This is a genomic window from Lysobacter sp. MMG2, from assembly GCF_016735495.2.
In the GTDB taxonomy this organism is placed as follows: Bacteria; Pseudomonadota; Gammaproteobacteria; order Xanthomonadales; family Xanthomonadaceae; genus Lysobacter_J.
In genome coordinates this window covers 1-22216 of record NZ_JAERQY020000005.1, presented here as the reverse complement: position 1 = coordinate 22216, position 22216 = coordinate 1, and the positions used below count along the sequence as shown (strand labels likewise).

At 62.5% G+C, this 22216-nt stretch carries 14 protein-coding genes and 1 pseudogene; 13 read left to right on the top strand and 2 right to left on the bottom strand.

Annotated elements, in window-relative coordinates:
- Nucleotides 1-15: 15 nt before the first annotated feature.
- The 4 genes from JI752_RS16550 (at nt 16) to JI752_RS16535 (ending at nt 5365) form a co-directional block, all read left to right on the top strand.
- Nucleotides 16-660, top strand: a complete 645-nt coding sequence (locus tag JI752_RS16550) for a hypothetical protein (RefSeq protein WP_216966190.1) — start codon at nt 16-18, stop codon at nt 658-660.
- A complete protein-coding gene (locus JI752_RS16545; RefSeq protein WP_216966188.1) occupies nt 657-2645 on the top strand; it encodes a hypothetical protein in 1989 nt (662 codons plus the stop codon). Before JI752_RS16550 ends, JI752_RS16545 begins: the two co-directional genes overlap by 4 nt.
- Nucleotides 2646-2659: 14 nt before the next feature.
- Nucleotides 2660-3586 carry an ATP-binding protein gene (locus JI752_RS16540; RefSeq protein ID WP_216966186.1) on the top strand — a complete coding sequence of 309 codons (927 nt, stop codon included), beginning with the start codon at nt 2660-2662 and terminating at the stop codon, nt 3584-3586.
- A 195-nt stretch (nt 3587-3781) separates the two neighbouring features.
- Nucleotides 3782-5365: a hypothetical protein gene (locus tag JI752_RS16535; protein ID WP_216966184.1), complete on the top strand. Its 1584-nt coding sequence runs from the start codon at nt 3782-3784 to the stop codon at nt 5363-5365.
- Nucleotides 5366-5370: 5 nt separating this feature from the next.
- Here JI752_RS16535 and JI752_RS16530 read toward each other — a convergent pair whose 3' ends face one another.
- Complete coding sequence (locus JI752_RS16530) at nt 5371-6144, bottom strand: hypothetical protein (protein WP_216966182.1); 774 nt, start codon at nt 6142-6144, stop codon at nt 5371-5373.
- 73 nt (nt 6145-6217) lie between these two features.
- Between JI752_RS16530 and JI752_RS16525 the strand changes: the two genes are divergently transcribed.
- The 9 genes from JI752_RS16525 (at nt 6218) to JI752_RS16485 (ending at nt 20624) form a co-directional block, all read left to right on the top strand.
- Nucleotides 6218-6559 carry a helix-turn-helix transcriptional regulator gene (locus JI752_RS16525; protein WP_216966180.1) on the top strand — a complete coding sequence of 114 codons (342 nt, stop codon included), beginning with the start codon at nt 6218-6220 and terminating at the stop codon, nt 6557-6559.
- Between the two features lie 38 nt (nt 6560-6597).
- Nucleotides 6598-7047, top strand: coding sequence for a hypothetical protein (locus tag JI752_RS16520; RefSeq protein WP_216966178.1), 450 nt, complete (start codon nt 6598-6600; stop codon nt 7045-7047).
- Between the two features lie 396 nt (nt 7048-7443).
- Nucleotides 7444-7626 carry a hypothetical protein gene (locus JI752_RS16515; protein ID WP_216966176.1) on the top strand — a complete coding sequence of 61 codons (183 nt, stop codon included), beginning with the start codon at nt 7444-7446 and terminating at the stop codon, nt 7624-7626.
- Nucleotides 7627-8135: 509 nt separating this feature from the next.
- Nucleotides 8136-10082, top strand: coding sequence for a DUF6531 domain-containing protein (locus tag JI752_RS16510; protein ID WP_216966174.1), 1947 nt, complete (start codon nt 8136-8138; stop codon nt 10080-10082).
- Between the two features lie 45 nt (nt 10083-10127).
- Complete coding sequence (locus JI752_RS16505) at nt 10128-12599, top strand: RHS repeat domain-containing protein (protein WP_216966172.1); 2472 nt, start codon at nt 10128-10130, stop codon at nt 12597-12599.
- A complete protein-coding gene (locus tag JI752_RS16500) occupies nt 12596-12997 on the top strand; it encodes a hypothetical protein (protein WP_216966171.1) in 402 nt (133 codons plus the stop codon). The genes JI752_RS16505 and JI752_RS16500 overlap by 4 nt, the downstream gene beginning before the upstream one ends.
- A gap of 125 nt (nt 12998-13122) precedes the next feature.
- On the top strand, nt 13123-15084 hold the full coding sequence (locus JI752_RS16495; protein WP_216966169.1) for a DUF6531 domain-containing protein: 1962 nt from the start codon (nt 13123-13125) through the stop codon (nt 15082-15084).
- Between the two features lie 785 nt (nt 15085-15869).
- Nucleotides 15870-19076 carry a tetratricopeptide repeat protein gene (locus JI752_RS16490; protein WP_216966167.1) on the top strand — a complete coding sequence of 1069 codons (3207 nt, stop codon included), beginning with the start codon at nt 15870-15872 and terminating at the stop codon, nt 19074-19076.
- A 54-nt stretch (nt 19077-19130) separates the two neighbouring features.
- Nucleotides 19131-20624 carry an SEC-C metal-binding domain-containing protein gene (locus JI752_RS16485; RefSeq protein WP_254201058.1) on the top strand — a complete coding sequence of 498 codons (1494 nt, stop codon included), beginning with the start codon at nt 19131-19133 and terminating at the stop codon, nt 20622-20624.
- A 504-nt stretch (nt 20625-21128) separates the two neighbouring features.
- Here the strand turns inward: JI752_RS16485 and JI752_RS16480 are convergent.
- Nucleotides 21129-22093, bottom strand: a pseudogene (locus tag JI752_RS16480) (IS3 family transposase); the annotation flags it as partial.
- Nucleotides 22094-22216: the final 123 nt, after the last annotated feature.

Here is a 22216-nt window from a genome sequence, read left to right as displayed (position 1 = left end):
TGCCAGGAGAAAGCCATGCCCAAGTACAACCTGTCACCCGCGCAGCAGCAGCGCGCAAAGCTTGCCGACGTCATCAGGTCACGCGGTGAAAGCCCGTACAACATCTGGCTAGTACGGCCGCCCTTCGAAGAGGAGGATCTGATCCTGTCCTCCGATCCTGCCATGGAACTATTCTACTTCCTGGAGGGCGACGCGCGCTTCACGCAAATAGACTACTCCCCTTTGCGTCTTGGTCTTGAAGATCCTCTGCCGCAAAGCGTTGTTCCGTACCACTTCGCCAGCGCGTGCATGGCTCAGGGTGAACGCATCGAGGTCTTCCTCGCCCTGCTGGAGAGCGACGGTCCCAGTACCTCGACCGCAACGCGCTGGATGGTTTCCTTGCGGGAGCTCAGCGCAGCCCCGACTCGGATCGCGAACTGGCGCCGCATCGTTCCGCACATCCGCCGCGTGCATTTTCACGACACTCATGGGATTGAGCGCCAGATCCTGGCTGTCTGTACGGGTAAACAGCGCAGCGTGCGCCAGCTGATGGGGTTGGTCGAGGCGCCCGCCGGGCTCTTCTACGGCGCGCTCGCCGCCCTGCTTAGGAGGCGGCTGCTGGAAGGCGACTGCGACACTCGGCCATGGTCTTTGAACACGCTGGTGTGGGGGGCAGCATGAGCGCCGTGGCGTGGTTCACCCGGACCAATATGCCCCCTGATCGGGTCCGTCTTGACGAATGGTGTGACATCGACACCGCAGCGCTGGGGTCGCGCCGGCGAAAGGCCGAAGTCTTGCAGGTCGCGATTCGGGCGTACGTCAACGGCGAGGCGATCTCAGGTTCCCTTGAAGACAACCGGATCAGCTGGAGCGCCTTCCTGCACGCTTTCAATCGGTGCCTGGCCTTGGATCCCACCGGTCGGCAGATGGGATGGCGCGGGCTGCTCCCCTATGTGCGGGTGCGGCGGGCCACCCGTCGGAAGCCGCTCATCCCGTGTGGCCGGAATGGACGCGGCGGGTTGTCGGGGGCGTTGCAAGTCCGCCTGCGGCTTAACCCCAACATCCGACGGGAGTTCGACCTCTATTTGATGCGCAATGCCAAACGCTTGGTTGGCGGTGAGAGTCGGCTCCGGCCGAAGTCGGCGCACCAGAAGTTCGTGGACCTGTGCCGAACCGAGGGCGTGCCCGAGAACGAATGGCCGCTCAATACCGAGAAGCTGGGGCGCGGGGCGATCCGGAAGTACATCATTGCCTTTCTGCGCGCCCGTCACGACGACATCATTGCCACGCAGTACGGCGCCAAAGCGGCGGCCAAGTGGCACTCCGGCACGGGGGAGTTCAGCCGCATCAACGCTGAGCGCACGCTTGACGTGGTGGAGCTGGATGAGCACAAGTGCCACTTCCTTGGCACGATTGGCATCGCATCTCCGGAGGGGATCCGATGGATGCCGCTTCAGCGCGTCACGATCATCATGGCCGCAGACCGCGCTTACGGCACCGTGCTCGCGTACAAGGCCATCTTTCGGGTCGAAGCTGACGCCGATGACGTGCTGGATGTGCTGCATGCGATGTGTGGGGGTGATCGCAGTTATCTGTGGGGTGAGACGATGGCGCCTGCAGAGACCGCCGGCTTCCCCAGTGAGCTCGGCGCGCCGTTCACATGGTGCGCCTTCAATCAACTGCTGGTCGACAACGCCCTCATCCACTTGGCGGCGCCGGTGCTGGGGCGTGCCCGCGATCTGATTGGCTGTGATGTGAACTTCGGGCCGGTCGGGCATCCCGAACGCCGCCCGATGGCCGAGTCGATCTTTGGCGTCTTCGAGCGCAATGGCTTTCAACGGGTTCCCAGTACGACCGGCAGCCATCCGAATGATCCGTTGCGGCAGAAACCCGACAAAGCCGCCCAAGCGACGCGAATGACGGCGCAGCGGGTCTTGGAGCTTATCGATGATGTGGTCCGAACGCACAACAACGCCATCCGCAAACGCTGCTTTGGCATCAGCGCGCTCACACATTTGCAGAATCTGGTCGAGGACGTCGACGGCTTCGGCACCATCTTTCCGCAACTGCCGCCGCTGTCTGCAGGTGAACCCGGATTGCATACAAGCCTGGTGCGCGTGCGAGTGTGCGGTGATCTGACTCAAGGCAAGCGAGCCTACACGCATTACGGCGATGAGACCTATGTCGGTGAAGCGCTGGCCAATCGCGACGAGGTCAGCATCGGCGACTGGTTGACCGCGTATGTCGACCGGCTCGACATCCGCAAACTGCATTTGTATACGGTCAAGGGAGTGGCGCTTGGCACCGTTAGCGTGGCGGGTCGGTGGCGGCACAGCCCGCACTCCTTGATGATGCGCACGCTGATCAACAAGCTGGTTCGCGATGGGCAACTCAAGGTCGGCTACGACGAAGACCCGGTCCACCGGCTGATGGACGAAATGCTGGACGAATCGCGCAGGTCCAAAGCGACGAAGTCCGCGTCCGTCGTCAACCGCGCAGTGGAGGAGGCGATCCAGCAGAAACGCGCCAGCTCACGCGTGGCCCACGAGTTCTTGCAGGGCGTGATGGCGCAAGCCCAGGAAGACGAGACAGCGGACGAGGAGCCGATTGAGGAGCCGCTGCTGCGCCTGGACGGCCTATCCGCCCTCAATGGGGGTGACCTGTGACCAGTCTTCATACCTTGATCGCCCAGCGCGAGAGTTTGTGGGACGACCATCCGCTGAACATGCAGTGCGCGATCCTGCCCACGCGCCCGGCGCAGGACGCGGCTGCGCGCGTGTTGGGCGAAGGCAGAAAGATGCGTGGGTCCATCGCATTCTGGGCCGACCCGGATGTGGGCAAGACCTCCTGTCTGCTACTGATTCAGAACACCGTGCTGGCACGCTTTCCGGGCTGCGGGACGCTGTGGCTGGAGCCGGTGGAAGACCGGCAGCAGGCCGAAGGGCGCCTGCTGGAAGAAATCTTGCGCAGCATCAATTATGCGCACCGCATCGAACATACATTGGCCGGCAAGCGCGACCAGGTCAACCGCGCTCTGCTGGCGCTGGCCGGGCCTCGGCGCCACCTGTTTATCCTGATTGACGAGGCGCAGGAATTCAGCGAAGCCGAACTAGGCTGGTTCAAGGCCGTGATCAACCGCTTGATTCGGATTCGCGTCAAGGTGTGCACGGTGCTGTTCGGGCAAAGCCAGCTCAAAAAGCTGCGCCAGCGCCTGGAGGATACGGGGCGCGACGATCTGGTCTCCCGTTTCATGGACGTGTTGCATGAGTACAAGGGCTGCCGCGGGGTAGACGATCTGCGGGTGATCTGCGATGCCGTCGATCGCAAATCGGAGTACCCGGCCGGCAGCGGCTGCCCATACCTGCAGACGTTGTTCCCACGGGCCTACGCGGCCGGATTGCGCTTGACGCCCTTGTGCGACGGCCTGTGGACCGAGATTGCCAAGCAGCTGCCACGCAAGCAGCGGCTCCGCGGCCTCGCCATGAAGGTGGTCGCCAAGATCCTGGCAGCGCTGATGGAACACGTGCGCGCGCACGATGCCGCCGAGCTGGCGTGGCCGAGCGAAGACATCGCGCCTATCGTAAAGCGTTCGCTGGAGGGCGCATGAGGGTCGTGACCCGATGCGACGAAACGAAGCTGCCGTGCGTGACCCTTTGAGGCCAAGCACTACGTCGGCGCAACGTTGGCCCGCTTCAAAGGTGATTCAGATGCCTGGCTGGTCTGCGGTGCGACGGGTGGTGTGCGTCATCGAAGCTACGGGCCACCGATGGCGCAGCCGTCGGTGGCGTGCAGATGTGTCGCGATGAGCAACGCCCCTTTCATCCCGTGGCGCGACGACGCGTTTTCTGAGGTCGAGTCATCCTTTGCCTTGTTGAACAAGGTGAGCTGGTTCTTATGCTGCAGACCGGTTTCGCTCCTGCGCGGTAGCCGGGGCCGCACCCGATGGCGTTACGACGAACCCGAATCCTGGATCGATCGGCTGATCGAAACGCCGGGCTTGCCGTGTGTGCACGGGCAGGTGGTGGGGGCATTACTGGTGCAACTAGCGGAGCAGGCGCGCCGCGAGGTGCCGACGCCTTGGCGCCGCCGATCGCTCACCGTGTGCCCGCGCTGCATTGCTCAGGGCGTTCACCTGCGGCTGCACCAGCATGCGGCCCTGGCATGCTGTCCCATCCACCCATGGCAGCGCCTGATGCACGAGTGTCCCAGATGTGGCAACACGCTCAGCCTTCGGTTGCGCCACGACCGGTCGCCCTTCGCGTGCTGTCTAAACAACCATAGTCTCATTGCCGAGGAGCCGCGCAATCTCATTCCATCGGCCGCCGCGCAGGCGCGTTCCCTGCGCCGGGTGCACGGTGCCCAGCGTTGGTTGGACGAGTTACACGCACGGTACCCGCTGAACGTTCAAGAATACGGTTTCAATGTTTGCCACTACGTTCCCTTCCGTGCGCAATTGGCGTTGGAAGCGATGCTTCGCACGTGCTCGCGGGTGCCGTCGTGGGCAAATCGCGTGGACGTGCCCGCGCGGCTGGCATTGCGTGTGCGCCCGCCTCCCGACCCGGACAGCGCGCCGCCCATCGGCGCGGCGCGGCGCCGCGCAGCGCTGGAGGACCGGGGGGAGGTTCTTCACTGTTTGCAGCGCCTGGGTCGCGCGTTGCGCCTCAGCGCCAAGGAGTTCCTGGTTTGCTACGGCGTGGAGCATCGACGCTGTTGGAACCGACCCTATCAGCTGCTCGGGATGTGGCCACGGCTGACCGCCGCTGACGCCGCCGTGCTGGACACGTGCCCGATCGCACTCGGCTTCTGGTTATGGCGGTTGCGGTGGGGGACCGCGCACAGCGCGCTGTTGCGCGCGCCGGGCTTTCTGAAGCATACCGACCTGGCTCGGGATTACCGCGGTTGGCTGCCCAACATCGTGCGCTCCCATTTACACGTCTGCCTGGCGGTGGCCCGGCACACGACGCGTTGCCACCGCGAGGGCCAGCCGGCCGCGATCTCGCTGCAGTCGTTGCGCGGACTGTTTGATGACGCCTGGGACCCGGCGTGTGCGGTTCCTTCCGACGTGTCGATCGCCGTCACCCCCGAGGGACTGCCGACCCGCTGGCGGCTCGACGTGATCGACGGCGCGGGGCTGATGGACGACCCGTTGTGCCGGGGCGAGGTCACCGGACGGCGGGGGCTTCGCCGCGAAGAAGACCCGGCGCCGCCGACCGATCTGCCCGGGGACCCGTTGCCCTTTACACCGATGGGCCATGACTGGGTGTTTCTGCATCCACATCCCATCGCGTTGCCGCGTGAGGAGCCCTGGTATCTGGGCGAGCCGTTCAAGCGCGAGTGCCGGTATGCGAAAGCGCGGTGGTCATCGCTTCCGCTTCCGCCGGATTAGGGACGTCACGTTCGGCTATGCGTCGAGCACCGCCGCAAAGCGCGGTCCAGGTGAAATGGTGGGCCCAGCGCTTCGGGCGTAGGCGGCGCCCGGAAATAGCGGTCCTCAAGTCCCAACAGCGCGACCAGCAGGCGTGCCAGCGCCGTGGTTGGCGGTGGCGTCGCGGCCGGACGCCGGCGAGGGGGCGGGGACACGATGACGACAGAGGCATGGCGCAGCAGGGCCTGATAGGCGACCTCACGCCGTGCCTCGTGTGGCCAGCGCGTTGGCCCGATCGCTGAGGCCTGCATAAGGGCCGCCCGGCTGCACCGGCGCCATTGCATCACTGCCAGCGGCGTGGGCAGGCGGTCCGCCACGTCAGCGACGTCCGCCGCCGCGTCCGGGTCCCAACCGCACCGGCGCAGTCGGCGGGCGTGAAAGGCCGTGGCCTCGGCCACTATCAGCGCCTGCCACAGTGGCAGGCACAACGCCGGCAGCATCGGCATCAGGGGGGCGCTATGTAGGCGCGCGCCCAACCAGTCGGGCAGGGCGTCGATCGCCGCCACGTCAGGGGACAATCGCCAGCGCAGCGCCCATGGTCCCTCTCGCGTCTGGGGCCGGACGCGCCAGTCAACGGCGATCACACCGTCGCCCTCCAGTTCATCCAATAGCGCGATCGTCAGCGCCAGGGTGGGCGCGAGCGGGAGTGGCCCGTCTCGACTGGCCAGAAGGGCCTGCAACAGCAGGCAGGTGCGCGGTGGGATGTCTCCCACGGCGCCGCATGGGTGCAGGTCGGTCACTGTGGTTGCCGCGATACTAAGGATCGCTTAGTATGCGGCACGCGCCACTTCCGACATCCTTACCGCCATCTGGATGGGGACGGAAGTGGCGGAAACGGCGACGCGGCTATCGGTATTTGCCAAACGCCTGGCGCAGGCGCGCCAGCGCATGGGCGTGTCGCAGAAACAATTGGGCGTGCTCGCCGGTTTGGAGCCTCACGTGGCCAGTCCGCGCATCAACCAGTACGAGCGAGGCGTCCACGAGCCCCCTTTGGAGACGGCCCGTCAGCTGGCCAAAGCGCTCGGGGTGCCCGCCGCGTTCCTGTACGCCGAGGACGATCAGCTGGCCAAGCTGCTCCTGCTGTGGAGTGAAATGAGTGCTAGCGAGCGCCGCAAGCTGGTCAAGGATGTCGAGGCGCAGCGCTCGCAACGATGACCGTCGGAGCCCGCTCCGGTGACGGGTGGGGAGCGTTCGTGATCAAGTTATCCGACAGCCTGGTGCGCAATGACGCCGCGCTGCTGCGGCTGCCGTCGGTCGAAGCGCAGTTGCTGGCATGGATGCAACTGGTGGAGACGCACCTGGTCAGCCGCTGCCTGACGTTGCGACGGGGCGGCTTCCGCCTGTACGTACGCCGCTCGACCTGGTCGCTGCCGGGAATGGGCGAGGCCGCCATCACCCTCGATCTGGCCAATGTCTTCTTGACCCCAGCCCTTCGGGGGCGCGGCTGGTTCCAGTGCCTGCTGGGGCTGGTTGACGCTACCAACCCGTGGGACGCCACCCTGGTTGAAGCGGTGCATAACCCGCGACTGGCCCAGTTCCTGCGCAGTTCTGGCTTCCATAGGTTTGGGACCTACAACTACTACCAACCCTCGCGCCGTTGGCGTGAGCGGCATGGTCCAGGCCTGGTCATAGAACGCGCGTAAGCGGTGCCTACAGGCCAGCGTTCCCTGCCGCTAGCGAGACACGCCTTTCTGGCGATTAGGCCAGGTTATCAAGGGTAGGTCGCCCATCCATCGCGGGTTTGACCCGGTTCTGGCGGTCATGTCGCCAAGTACACGAGTAACCGCGATCGGCGCGGCCATCGGGGTACGATCCAATGGGGCCCAGGTCGCACGCACCGTGTCGGGCGGGAATGCGGTGAAGGAGGCAGGAGGCTCACGACCCTACCGATCAGTGCGGAACGCATCGCGACGGCATCGGTAAGCTCCGTTCTCGGGTCAGCTTCACGGCCCCCTGCGTTCGCTGACGGTGTGCCGCGACGCGGCCGGGCGCCGGTTTGCCACGTTCACCGCCGATGGCGTGGCGGTGCCGGTCATGGGATGGCCACGCGAGCCGCGATCGGGATCGGGATCGGGATCGACCTGAGGCTGTCGGACACCGCGATCCTCATCACCGGCGAGGGGATTGCAGCCACCAAGCACCCGGCCATCATACTGGCCAAGCGGCGCTGCCTCGGCAGTCCGATGCCGCCGCCACGGGGGCGGTGGGCTGCGCAGCTGTGACGGCGATTGCAATCCGTGTTGTCGGGCTTACACCGACTTGACTTGCCAGTGCTCCGCAATGGAGTCTGATGCGGGGCTGTGGCTATGGAAGGTCATCAGGGGTCTGTGTGTCGCAGGAGCGAGCACCCGAACCCAGGCATGACCCGGACGTGGCCGTGACATACGGAGTTCTGGGTTTAGCATGCGCGAAAGTCTTTTTCTCGCTGGACAACGCAGCGAAGGGTATACATCGCGTGCGGCGTACCGAGTGGTTGCCGGTGCTCGCCCAGGGTCTGGTTCTGATCGCCATGATTCGAGATGCCGAAATCATCTCGGCGGATGTCCGCTACTGCGTACCCGGATGTCTTATCAGTCACACCAGAGGCGGCGCGAAATAGGGCGCCCTTTGTGCGGGGTCGTCCTGGTACAGAGCCCGATATTGTGGATGGTGAACCGCGTAGCCGTGATCATGGCTACGCTGTGCCTACGCGCAGCACAAGCGCAGAACGAAGAGGGAATTCGCTTCAATGATGAAGAGCGTGCTGCTTCTTGCGGTGGGATTGGCCGTGTCGTCGGTTCCGATCGAAGCGTTTGGATGCTCGGTGGAAGTGATCGACCAAGGTAGTGGGTTGAGCTATCTGTACGAGGCAGAATGCCCCAGCCGCGCAGCAGCCCTTGCGGGGTGTGGTGCCATCGCGACGGCGCACGGTCATGAGGCCGAACGTTGTGGCTGGTCGGAGCTGTGGGAAGAAGGCACGGTCTACGGATATTCGTGGGGGGGCTACTTCACGGAACAGAAGGACGTGAAAGTAACTCCCCAGCATTACTGGAGAGCGAACTACGGTTACTCTCGCATCAATCCGTCCAAGAACATGGCAGTGGATAATTGTGACGCTGCCACATGCAAGGTGAAACTCTTTGGCGACCCGATCAACGCGGGCACAGGCAACAAGTTCGAGAGGCACACTGAGTACCAGACGGCCAGCGCGTTTCCGCTATCCGTCACGTGGACGTACAACTCCATGCTCGATCGTGGCTACATCGACAAGCGAACCCAGATATTTGGCACGAAGCGGACTCACTACTACGGCAGAAGCCTCCGTGTCTTGAGCGTGTCATCAATCACCAATCTTTGGGCCTATCGTCCCGATGGTGGTGCGCTGCGATACACCCCGCAGGACGGAACCTGGATTGGCGAGTCCGGTGTCAGCGAGCGCATTAGCGAACTGAGGGCAGGCGAGACGCTCACGGGCTGGGTGCTTGAAGCCGACGATGGGCTGGTCGAATGGTATGACCGGGACGGATTGCTGACTCAGCTTCGGGACCGGAGTGGCAGAACGCATACCCTTGCCTACAACGCGGCAAGCCAGCTGACGTCCGTGACCGATGACCAGGGGCGCATCCTGACGTTTGAGTACTCGGCCGCGGGTGTCGCCCGCGTAATGACGCCCGAAGGCACGCGGATCTCGTTTCTGTACGCTTCAGCTGGGGACCTGTCGGAGGTGATCTATCCTGACGAGTCGCGGGTCCGCTACCTCTACAACGAGAGCAACTACGCCAACAGCTTGCCGGCCAGTCTTCTGACGGGCGTCATTGACGAAGCAGGTATCCGTTCGTCATCAACGTGGTACGACGGAAATGGTCGTGCAAAGGGCACAGCACTAGGCGGTGGTGCGGCGGTGACCTCCGCCACGTACTCGCGGGCCGACCGACCGATGACGTCGACGATTTCCCTGGAGAACGGTGAGCGGCGCGTGGTGAAGTTCAGGACAGTGAACGGTATCGCCGTGCCGGCGACGTCGACGACATCGTGCACCGGCTGTGCGGTTGAAGACCTCAGCTTTACGTACGACGCAAACGGTCACGTGGATGTGGTCACCCGGAATGGCATTGCCACGGACTACGACTACAACCAGCAGGGCCGGCTGACGGGAGTTATCGAGGCTGCCAATGATCCTTCGACGAGGCGATCGGAACGGACGACGTGGCATGCAACTCTTCCGCTTCCGACAGAACGCAAGGTGCTGGACGCGAGCGGAGCTGTCGTGCAGCGGACCACGTGGACGTACAACGATCGGGGTCAGGAACTGACGAGCAGTGAGCACGACACCGTGTCGGGGGCTGTGCGAACGACGACGACCACCTATTGCGACCAGGCCGGAGTCGATGCGGGGACTTGCCCGTTGGTGGGCCTCGTTCTGTCAGTGGATGGCCCTCGGACCGACGTCAGCGACGTCACCACGTATGCCTACTACGCTGCAGATCACGTGGACTGCGCAACGTCGCCTACGACGTGTGCCTGGCGCAAAGGTGATCTGTGGAAAGTGACCAATGCTTCGGGGCAGGTGACCGAGACGCTCCGGTACGACGGCGCGGGGCGCGCCCTTTCGATCAAGGATGCCAACGGGGTCATCACTGATCTCGGCTACGACGCGCGGGGACGGCTCACGGGCCGTACGACGCGCGCAACGAATTGAGCCTGGGAGCTCGGCATGACACGGACATGTAACGGGGGAAGGAATGTGATCAGGGACGCAAGGGGCAACGGGGCCGTCATCCTTTCGACACTCGCACTGGCGATCGCGGCGACGGTGGCGCCGGTTACCGCTTTCGCGCAGTCCGCTGACGATCAGGTCACGCGGATCGAGTACTACCCCAACGGACTGGTCAGCAGCACGACCTTGCCCGACGGCAGCTTCACGTCCTACATCTATGACGCCGCCCAGCGGCTGACGGACATCGTCGACGCCGAAGGCAACTCGATCCATTACACCCTGGACAATGCCGGCAACCGGACCAAGGAAGAGGTCAAGGGCGAGGACGGGGCACTGCGGCGGACGCTGTCCCGTGTGTACAACGAGCTGGGGCAGCTCACGGCCCAGAAGGACTCTGCGAACCGGGCGACGGCATTTACGTATGACGTCGTGGGAAATCGCGACGTCACGACCGATCCGCTCAATCGCCGCACCGACGAGGATTACGATGCGCTGGGGCGTCTGGTCAAGACGATCCAGAACGTGGGCGGCATCGCCGCAACCACCCAGTTCAAGTACGACGCCCAGGACAACCTCACCGAGGTGATCGACCCGAAGGGCCTGAGTACGAAGTACCAGTACAACGCCTTCGGCGACCTAGTGCGACTGGAGAGCCCGGACACGGGGGTGACCACCTATGGCTATGACAGCGCGGGCAATCGCACCAGCGCGCTGGATGCCCGTGGCGAGCCGAGCACCTACACCTACGATGTCCTGAACCGGCTCACCGGCATTGCCTACAGCGACACGACCCTCAGCGTCACGTACACCTACGACGCGGTGCAGCCCGACTGCGAGCCTTTTGAGTCCTTCGGGGTCGGGCGTCTCACCCGGATGACCGACGGCAGCGGCGAGACGCGGTACTGCTTTGATCGCTTCGGCAACCTGACGCGCAGGGTACAGGTGACGGACGGGCAAGCCTTCATCCTGCGCTATGCCTACACCAAGGCGGGCGCGATCTCCGCCATCCAGTACCCGAACGGCCTTCAGGTGGACTACGTGCGCGACGGCCTCGGCCGCGCCACAGAGGTCGGGGTGACCCAACCCGGTGAGCCGCGCCAGATCCTCCTGACCGGCGCGACCTACCACCCCCTTGGCCCGGTGGCCGGTTGGACGTTCGGCAACGGCCGCACGATGAGCCGGACGCTGGACCTGGACTACCGGCCCAAGACGATCCTGAGCACGGGCACCGGCCCGGGCGGCCTGAACCTGGGCTTCGGCTGGGACGCCGTGGGCAACCTGAGCAGCCTGCATACGAGTGGCCTGGAACAGCCACCACGCATCACCTTTGGCTATGACGCGTTGAACCGGCTGACCGCGTTCAAGGACGGTCCGACCGGCGCGACGATCGAAGGCTATACCTACGACGCGACCGGCAACCGCACCAGCTTCAGCAATGCCGGCGGCACGCAGGCCTACGACTATCCGGCGAACAGTCACCGCCTCGATGCGGTCAACGGGCTACCGCGTACCTACGATGCAATCGGCAACACCACGTCGATCGGCGGTGTCGAGCGTGAGTTCGCCTATAACGCCGCCGGCAGGATGAGCCGGGTCGAACGCAACAATGCGTTGGTGATGGAATACTCGTATAACGGGCGGGGGCAGCAGGTGTGCCGTACTCTGGGCGCGACGCGCGTGCACGATCAGTACGACGAATCAGGGCGCTGGTTGGGCAGTTACACTGCGAGTGACGCCCCTGCCCAGCAAGTGTTCTGGCTGGATGACTTGCCCGTAGGGGGTATCTCAGGAGGGCGCGTCATCTATGTAGAGGCGGACCACTTGGGCACGCCTAGAGCAGTACTCGATGCCACGAATGATTCAGCAGTCTGGACGTGGGATTTGGCAGGCGAGGCCTTCGGCAATAGCATTCCCAATCAGGACAGTGATGGCGATGGGTTCCCGTTTGTGTTCAACATGCGGTTCCCTGGTCAGCGCTTTGATAACGCTAGCGGCTTAAGTCAAAACCACTTTCGAGAATACGACTCTACGACGGGCAGGTATTCCCAGAGCGATCCCGTCGGGCTGAGCGGGGGGGTGTCGACTTACTCTTACGTTGCATCGATGCCATTGGTTGCTCTTGATCCCGACGGGCTTAGCGGCTTCACGCGACACCCTAACACTGGTCATCGCTCAACCACGAATCGCGCACGAGTCCCCAAAGAAGTGTCGCAAAACGGCGGGAGAAGTGGGGCGATCGACGCCGTTAAAGATCTCCTCGAAAGCAAAAGGTGCGACTGGTACCCCAATCGACCGGAGTGCTGGAGTTTGGTGTGTGTGGTTTGGTCCTGCCTCAGAGAGGATCGCTGCAAGAAGCCAGAGCGCTATTACATTGGTCGTGGCTATCCCTATAATTCTGGTCCTGGATACGACCCGAACTCAGACGGCAACTGCAAATGCGAGTTGTGGTGTGCAGAAGGAAATCCAAACTGCCCTGGGCTGACTTTCGACAAGCCATGAAGACATTCGCGAAGTTCCTCGGAGTTGTCGTTCTCATGATCGGAGCATTCGCGCTCGGCTTCGTCGCCGCGCCTCCCGGCAAATCCAGTCGTTTGGGCGAGCAAGTTCAGTTCGTTCAGGCCGATCGAGCAGTTCAGAGCATTGCGACGTTTCGTGAGGTTCAAGACTATCTGGAGAAGGGGTGCAGTCTCAGCGCGACGAGGCTAGTAGCCGAACAAATAGAGTTAAACATGATGCTCCTTGCAGAGCATGTGCGAGATTATCCGGATGGCGTCTTCGTCGGAATGCTCAAGAAGCGTGACCCCGAATTGCTTAACAGGATTCGCAGTCAGCGTGTAGATTGGGGACGTACCTATGTTGTGCCGGAATGCACTTCTAACGCGAGCGGTTCCGGATAGGCGCTAACAGCGCGCGTTTCGAGAAGCGTACTCAGCGAACGCACGCAAACGCACGGCAAGCGCCTCCGCAAGTGGCGGAGCGACGCGCACATATTCGCTCAGCACTGAACCAAGGGGATCTTTTTATGCTGCAAGGAAGCGCAGAGCGAGTCGCTCATGCGGGGCTGTCCGTGTGCAAGCTGGTGGCTTGTATCGTGCTACTCGGCTTAGCGATGCCTGTATTGGCCGAGGAGTGCGACCGATACGAAGATCTGTGTCCCAGAGCAAAGGCACTGCAATTGTGCCAGGCGAAGCGCGAGACGACTCACGCCTGCGGGACGACATGGGGTCACTACACCTGTCCGGCCACCGAGCATGTCGGAAACGATAGCGTGCCGCTTGGTCATTTCGATGCTTGCATTAACACGGATATTCGGGCGGGCTGGGTCGGCTGGGTTCGGTACTACTACGACTACGCAAGCAATACGCCCGACGTCGAACGAAATCGCGGAAATCCACCTTGCGAGAAGGGGTGCTTCGGGGATCCGGTCAACGCGTTGACCGGAAACAAGTTTGAGACCCACACGGAGTTCGTTGGCGCCGGGTCGTTTCCACTCCGGGCAGAGTGGACATACAACGCCAGCGGCACGTCTGCCGCGCTCACGGCTGAGGATCTGATTTTCGGAAGGAACAGGTCCCACTTTTATGGCCGACGCGTACTGAATGGCACGGAGAGCGGGCTCATCGTATCGCTCGTAGCACGCCCCGACGGCAACACAATCCGCTTCTACAAGGGCGGAGACGCAGGCTGGTCGTCCAATGGTGATGATCCGGGCGCGCTCGCCATGGTCACGATGCCGGACGGGTCGTCGAAGTATCGGTTCGACGACGGCAAGGGTGGATCTGAGTTCTACGGTCTCGACGGCCGACTCCTCAGCCTTCGCAGCCCGCAAGGGGAGGAGCAAACCCTGTCATACGATCTGGAAGGTCGGCTTGAGCGCGTGGTTGATCGCTACGGGCGAGCGCTCGTATTCGAGTATCAAGATGGTCGGGTCTCTCGGCTGCACCAGCCTGACGGCGGGATCACTGCCTTCTCCTACTCTCCAACAGGGGACCTGGTCGAGGTTGTCTATCCGGGAGGCTCAAGAACGGAGTATCGCTATGACGAAAGCGGATTCTCGGAAGCAGCGGCAAACTCCGGCCTATTGACGGCGGTCATCCATGACGGTCAGCGATACTCGTCGACAAAATACGACACATACGGGCGAGCTGCCAGCACCTGGCTCGGTAGCGGAGTTGACCGATATGACTTCAAGTACAGCGGCACGACTGCGGTGCCGACCTTCTTCGAGGTCAAGGAGCCCGGCGGTGGCACGCGGTCCGGTCCGGTCCGGCTGAAGCAAGGGGCCGCGATGCCCGACTATGTGTACTCAAGCTATTGCCCCGGCTGCAGCTCCTTCCGCACTACGTACAAGTACGACAAGAACTCGTATGTCAATACGGAAACCAGCAGCGACGGGACGGTGACAGACTTCGACTACAACGGTCGAGGGTTGCTTGTTCAGAAGATCGAGGCTGCAAATCAGGCAGCAACCAAGCGTACGGAACAGACGTCGTGGGATGCGGTGTTTCCGGTCCCGCTTGAACGCAAGGTGCTGGACGCGAGCGGGACTGTTGTGCAGCGGACCACGTGGACGTACAACGATCGCGGACAGGAGCTGACGAGCAGTCAGCACGACACCGTGTCGGGAGCAGCGCGAACGGCGACGACCACCTATTGCGAGCAGACAGGAGTCGATACTGGGACGTGCCCGTTGGTGGGCCTCGTCCTGACAACCGATGGGCCACGAACTGATGTTGGCGACCTCACCACGTATGCCTACTACGGCTCGGACCATCCGGACTGCGCAACGGCGCCCACGACGTGCGCCTGGCGTAAGGGCGACTTGTGGAAGGTGACCAATGCGTCGGGGCAGGTGACCGAGACGCTTCGGTATGACGGCGCAGGTCGCGCCCTGTCGATCAAAGACGCCAATGGCGTAATCACGGATCTCGACTATGACGCGCGCGGCCTGCTGACCGAGCGAAGAACACGCGGAAGCCAGTAGTCGCAGCATCGTTGTCTTTCGCACAAGGCATCAACCCAGCGCTGGAGCGACATCGATGAGTAGCCCTGCTGCTCCGGCGGTGCCACCTAACAACTCATTCAAGCCGACGCCGCTTCGCGGCGCGGCCTAATTCAGACGTTAGGCCCTTCCATGAGCAATTACGCATGGGTCTGCTTTCAATGTCGCGCCACAGTACGTCGGCATGGCACGTCGAAGGACGTGCGGTGCCCAAGTTGCGCTCGGCCCTGCGAATGCATCGGCTGGCAGACTCCAGTTCCTCCCAAGTCCAAGGTCAAAGATTGGGAACTGCTCAAGGAAAGTTATTTTCGACTTCAGCGTGAGCGCGCACTGAGTCTTGAGAAAGAGTCTGTGCGGCACCGTCACGATCTAGAGCAGGAAATTAGGCGACTCGAAGCCATGCCTGAGAGCCCGGGTAGGGCCTCTGCAATCAAGGCGTTGAAGAAGCAGTTGGGCTCGATCAGGGCCTAATAATTCATTCAAGCCGAACCCGCTTCGCGGGTCGGTGGCTGTCCAAGCGAAACGGGCTGACGCGTCGGCACGGTTGGAGTAGGATCGGCGCCGCTCGACGCGCTGCACGCAGACATCTTGCGCGCTTGCGTCGGTGCCGCAACCGCGCTGCCGATGAGGCCACGGGGATGAGGACGCTGGCGAGGCGGGATTATCCGACGATGGGCGGCGGGCTATCATCGTCGGACGGTTAGCCGGTCCGGGCGCCCACGACGGCAGGCTAGACGTGTCGTTGCCAATGTTGCAGGACACCCATGATGGATCCGAAGCACCCCGCCAGCCGCCCTTCGCCATCGCAGTTCATGCGCCAATTGCGGCCCGAGCTCTACTCGGATTCCACGTCCCGAGCTAAGTACCGGCTCGGCTCAGAGATCCTCTCGCATTACCTAGACACTCTTACCGAGCGGAACCAGACCCACGACTTCGAGCTGTTCTGCCGGAAGCTGTGCGAGCGGACGATTTGCCCCAACTTGCGACCGGCGACCGGTCCGGAAGGGGGGGGCGACAGCAAGGCCGATACCGAGACAACACCGGCCGCTGACGAAATCAGCAAGCTCACCTACGTCGGCGTCGCCAACCACGGCAGCGAGCGGTGGGCCTTTGCGTTCAGTGCAAAGCGAACTTGGGCTGGCAAGGCCAGGTCCGACGTGGCCGGCATCGTAGCGACCAAGCGCGGTTACCAGCGCATCTTCTTCGTGACGTCCCGCGCTGCCCGCGCCAAGGACCGGGCGCGGCTGGAGGACGAACTCACCGCCGAGGCGGGCGTTCCGGTGACGATTCTCGACCGCAGCTGGATCGTCGACGAAGTCATAGAAAAGGATCGACACGACCTGGCGTTCAATTACTTGGGCATCGGGGAGGAATCCCGCGACCGTGATGTGGGTCCTGGAGACTACTCACGCACCAGGCAACTGGCCGAAGTCGAACGTGAGCTGGCGGATCCGTCTGCGTTTGGCGCGATGGAAATGCACCGCGCGACCGAAGCTCTGGTCGCCGCCAAGTTGGCGCGGAGCTTGGAACTGCCTCGGGTCGAGGTCGAGGGGCGGTTCCTGCGCGCGATTCGGCTCGCGGACGACGGCGGCACGTATCGGCAGCAGTTGGAAGCACGCTACGAGACGCTGTGGACCGCGTTCTGGTGGTTCGACGACCTGCGCGCCGTGCTGGCGGGATACGACAGCTTCGAGGCCCAGGTGCTCGAGGACTCGCAAGCGTCGAATCTGGAGATGCTGTGCAATCTGGGACAACTGCTCTTCAATGCCGTCATCTCCGGCCAGCACTCGCCCGAGCACGTGCAATTGGAGCCTCGGATCGGACGTCTGACCGCGCGGTTGGCGGCCTTGTCGGAGGATACCGAGCGGCCCAACAACGCGCTGGAGGCCCGGACGTCATGGCTGACCATCGAGGTCAATCGCGCGGTGTTGGCGCAGGCCCCCGAGTCACTGGCCGCGCTCTGGCCGAACTTCGCCGACGTACTCACGCAGGCCGAGGGACTCGGTGAGTTTGATGCCTCGCGCCTGTCACAGCTGATCGAGCGGTTCGGTGAGGTGGCCGGGGACGACCGCGGTTATCGCGACCTCCTGGACCAGCTGGCCGACTTCACGGCCAAGCGCACCGGGGAGAGCCAGGGCGCCTTGATTCTGCTGCGGCGCGCCAGGCAGATCTCGCTCGAACAAAACATGGAGATGATCCGCCTGCTCGGACGCGCGGCGCGGCTGCTCACGAAGAAGGAACACGCGCAGGAGCAGGTGAGCGCGCTGGCCGAATTGGCCGTGGCCTACAAAAGCGCCGGCTTGGGCTGGGCCGCACGCGCGAGCGCGATGTCCGCCGCAGCGACTATGTTCATCGACGCCAACGACGGCAGCGAGTTGCCCGCAAGCGCCTTCCCGATACTGATGAACGTTGCTTGGATGGCGTTGTCCCTGAAGTATCTACCAGACGTACTCGATGCCATCCAAGTCGCGCGTGGCTGCCTGACGGTATTGCCGTTTGACGACGAATCTGCCGAGCGCGCGAACAAGCAGCTCGAGTCGTTCGACATGGTGCTGGCTTGCCAGCTGGTCAACCTGACCGAGCTCGAACTCGCGCAGCTCAAGTCAATTCCCGATGTATTGCGTGGGATGGGGCTGCACCACAGCTGGTCGGCGTTGATGTACCGCCTAGGATACGAAGACCACCTGCGGACGGAAGGCTGGATTCCGCATGGCGAATCGCGCGACGACGTCGCGGCCCTGTTTGCCAAGATGGCAGGGCAACCCACCGGCGTGGCGCGCTGGCGGCCAGCCGTTCTCAACGCCGGCCAGACGCAGGTGTGCGCGACGACGGTACTAGGCGTACGCGTGGATATCGTGCACGAGCCCACCGACACGGCGATCATCGTGGCCGAGGCCGTCGCCGGCGCCGTGGAGGCATTCTTCGTCACGGCGTTCGAACTGGGCGCTTTTGGACATGTCGAACGTTTCAGCGTCCAGGTGCTCGAGGACTCGGTCGACAACTTCCAGGTTAAAGCGGACCTGGATCGCATGCGGGTGACGGTGCGATGCCCCGCGGGAGTGTTTCCCGGTTCGCCGGCGGTCTACCCAGAATTCCAGCGGATGCTGTTCGAAGTCGCGACGACCGTGTTCTGGGCCACGTGCCATACGAGCAGCCATGGAGAGGCGGCGTCACGCATTCTGAAAGGCGACGCGGCGGCCGAGCGCTTGGCCATGGTCGGATCGCTGTGCTTGAGCCGGCTGCGCATCTTCGGTGGCGTGGCCCGGCTCTCCAAATGGGACAAGCATTTGCCTCGGGTGCACGAACTGCGAGCCGATCGACCGACGGTGGCTCCGCAAGCGCCCACGCGGTCAGCTGCGTCGCCAGCGCGGGAGCGAGACGAAGTGTCGGATCCGTGGAAAGTAACGGACCATCTCGCTGTCCAGGTGCGCTCGGTGATCGACGTGCACCACTGGGACCAGGCCGGCTGGACCGGAACGGCGTACGGGAGCTTCGGCCCGTCGGCACCTCCTTTCATAGCGCTGATGTTCAAGAATGCGGATGCTGCCACGCGCATCTTCGAACGATGGCGCGAGCGCTTTGGCGAGCATGACGAGGCCGAAGAGATCTATATCGGCATCATTCGCGAGTACTCAAGCGCTCATAAGGCGCACTACGGCATGATCGTGACGTCTCGCCTTCCCGAAACTGATCTCGACACGCAGACAGATCTTTCCATGGTCGTGTCCCGGTCGCTGTCGATGGAGCCGGCCGATGACATGAACCTGAGTCGATTCTTGGCCGATTACCAACGCTTCGGTGCGTACCTGCTGATGGCGATGGTGTTGCCGGAGGGACAGACCCAGCCACTGCTCCTCAAGGACTTGCCCGTGCTAAAGCGGACGCTCAGCGTGAAATTGGCCGCCGACGTGGGCCCTAGCGACCCCGAGACAATCTTCTTGAAGCCGCGCGGCTTAACTCCTGTGAAGCGCTAATCGATTCCGATACGCCGGGAGCAAAGGGCCAACGGTGTCCAGCCAGGGGGCTGTTTGGATAGTACGAAGATCATAAAATCAAGTGGCGTCACCGATACCGAACGGCTGCTCGCGGAGTTCTGCGATCGTACGTTTCTGAGGTTGTGGGCCTATGCCAATCCATACAAGGATGACGGCGATGAGCTCTGCGATCTGTTGGCCGTCTTTGGAGACCAGGTCTTTGTCTTCTTCGATCGCGAGAATGCGATGCCTGAGACATCCGACAAAGATCCCGAAGTACTTTGGGGGCGCTGGAAGCGCAACGTGATTGATCGCCAAGTGAAGACGGCTCATGGCGCCGAACGGTACATCCGCAGTGGACGAGCAATCTTCCTGGATAGCAAGAATTCCATCCCATTTCCGCTTGCCATCGACCCGGCGAATACGGTGATTCACAAGATCATTGTGGCGCATGGCGCGAAGGAGGCCTGCAAGAACGCGTCGGAGCAGAATATCTACGGAAGCTTGGCGATCACGTACAGCGAACTGGATTCGCACGCCGACTTCGAGCATCCCTTCCATATCCAGATCGACAAGAACAATCCTGTCCATGTTCTTGACAGCCACAACCTGTCGATCGTGCTGTCCGAACTCGATACGGTAACGGACCTCTCGGCGTATCTTGAAGTGAAGTGTAGCGCAGTCGCCAAACTCGACTATTTGAGCTACTGCGGTGAGGAGGACTTGCTCGGGCACTATCTCCTGAACTACAACGAAAAGGAGAAAAGGCACGCAATTGGCCTGAAGGAGGGAGGTGGCGGCTTCAACGGGGTGATGATCGGAGAAGGCGAATGGCACGACTTCGTCCAGACCGATCTCTACAAGAACACCAAGAGCGAGGACCGGATTTCCTACTTCTGGGACGACCTAATTCAGCGAACTTGCCAGAACACGTTAGATGGCACGGTTGGGGGCAACGCGGACTTGCTCCGCGGCAAGAGCGCGATCTACGAGATGGTGAAGGAACCGCGCTTCGTGCGTCGTGGTCTTGCGGACAAGATGCTGACAGCAGTCGAACGCTTTCCCGATGATGCAGGCCGGTTCGCCCGACAGGTTACGTACGTTCCGTCATCCCAGCCCAACGTGGGGTATGTCCTGTTGCAGCTCCATGCACCGGACGAATTCAAGGCTCAGGCCGACTACCGCGAGAAGCGGCAGGCATTGCTTGAAATCGCGTGCGGAGCGGCAAAGAACAAGTTCCCGGAACTGATGAAGGTCGTCGGGATCGCTATAGATGCCCCGAAGCACTCGAACGGTAGGGATGGAGAGGACTTCAGCCTGATGGAATGTGGCACTTGGACGGAGCAGCTGCGCTCGCACTACGAGGAACTGAATGGACCTTGGCAGTTCTTTGGTACTGATCAGATGCAGCAGTTCAACATACATTTGACGCAATTCGTTCCGCCTGAAGATGCTGCGGTGGCCGGCAAGCGGGCGATGAAAATCGGCCGCTACGATCCTTGCCCATGCGGCTCGGGTAAGAAGTACAAGAAATGCCACGGCGCATGAGGTCGACGCGTTCCCGTTCCACGGTATCGGTCGAGTCCGCGCTCATGCGAGCTGCCCTTCCAGGGCGGGCACAAGCGAGCGCAGCACTGCCACGCTCTCGCTGACTAGCATCCGGTCTCGCGCGTCATCCGGATCCTTGTCACCATGGATGAGGTTGCACCTCACCTGGTAGATGACGCCGCCCACTGCTGCGAGGCGGTTCCTAGATGTCTCTCCTCGGTTGCGGTAGAGGGCAGCGCAGCGCTGAGTAGCGGCCCGGAAACTCGGGGCATCTCGGTCCAACTGCATGTTCCCTGGCGGAACCTCCAGGATTCGATCCGTCGATCCGCGAATCGACCGAAGGACGCGGAGTGCGGCACTCTCGGAGAAATTGCGTCGAATGCACGACATTACTCGTGAGCGTTCCCGAGCATCATGCTCTCCGCTGTAATCGCATTGAACGCAATCCAGAGTTGCGAGAACTCCGCCCAGTCGGCGGGCGAGGCGACTCCGTAAGCTCCCCCGTCAAGCACACAGTTCAGAAGTAGAACTTCTGGCGGATTGTTTGCGCACCTCACTGGGCGTTTGATCGCCCAACGAATCGTGCGGTCGTAGTTCGTTGTATTCGATCATCCACCAGTACGCCGCCTCGCGAATGTCGTCCAGGCGGGCGAACAGGTGCTGATCCAGCACTTCCTCGCGGAAGGTGCGGTTGAAGCGCTCGATATAGGCATTCTGGTTGGGTTTTCCGGGCTGGATGTACTGGAGGGCCACGCCATTGGTCTTTGCCCAGGCGGTGAACGACTCGCCCAGGAACTCAGGCCCGTTGTCCGAGCGCAGCACCTGCGGCAGACCGTGGTCGCGCTTGAGTTGCTCGAACACGCGCACCAGTCGGCCAGAGTTGATCGATGTGTCCACCTCGATGTGCAGCGCCTCGCGGTTGAAGTCGTCGACCACGTTGAATGTCCTGAAACGCCGGCCACAGGCCAGCGCATCGCTCATGAAGTCCATCGACCAGACGGTGTCGGGCAACCTTGGCACGTACAGTGCCGCCCGTTCGCGCTTGGGCAGGCGCTTGCGCGCGGCTCGCCTCAGGTTCAATCGCATCGCCCTGTACACACGGTAGATCCGCTTGTGGTTCCACTGCGGATGGCTGCGCCGCAGGAAGGCGCGGCACTTCCAGAAGCCACGACTGGGCCGCTCGTCGACCAGCCGAGCCAGTGCCGCAATCAGCTCGGCGTCGCGCACAGTCCACTCCAACGGTGGCCGGTACCAAGCCGTCTCCGACAGGCCCACGTGGACACAGGACCGACGCACCGGCCGTGCATGCACCTCCACCAGGTACCGCACCGCCTCGCGCTTGCGCGCCGGCCCTACAGTTTTTTTGCGATCAGATCCTTCATCGCGGCGTTGTCCAGCGCCAGCTCGGCATACATCCGCTTGAGCCGGGCGTTCTCCGCTTCCAGCTCCTTCACCCGACGCAACTCGGAGTGTAGCGTCCTCGAAAATTCGATCCAGTTGGAAGTAGAGTTTCCCCAGAAGGAGCTCTGCATGAAGAAGTCGAAATTCACCGAGGAACAGATCGTCCGGATCCTGAAAGAGGTTGAAGCCGG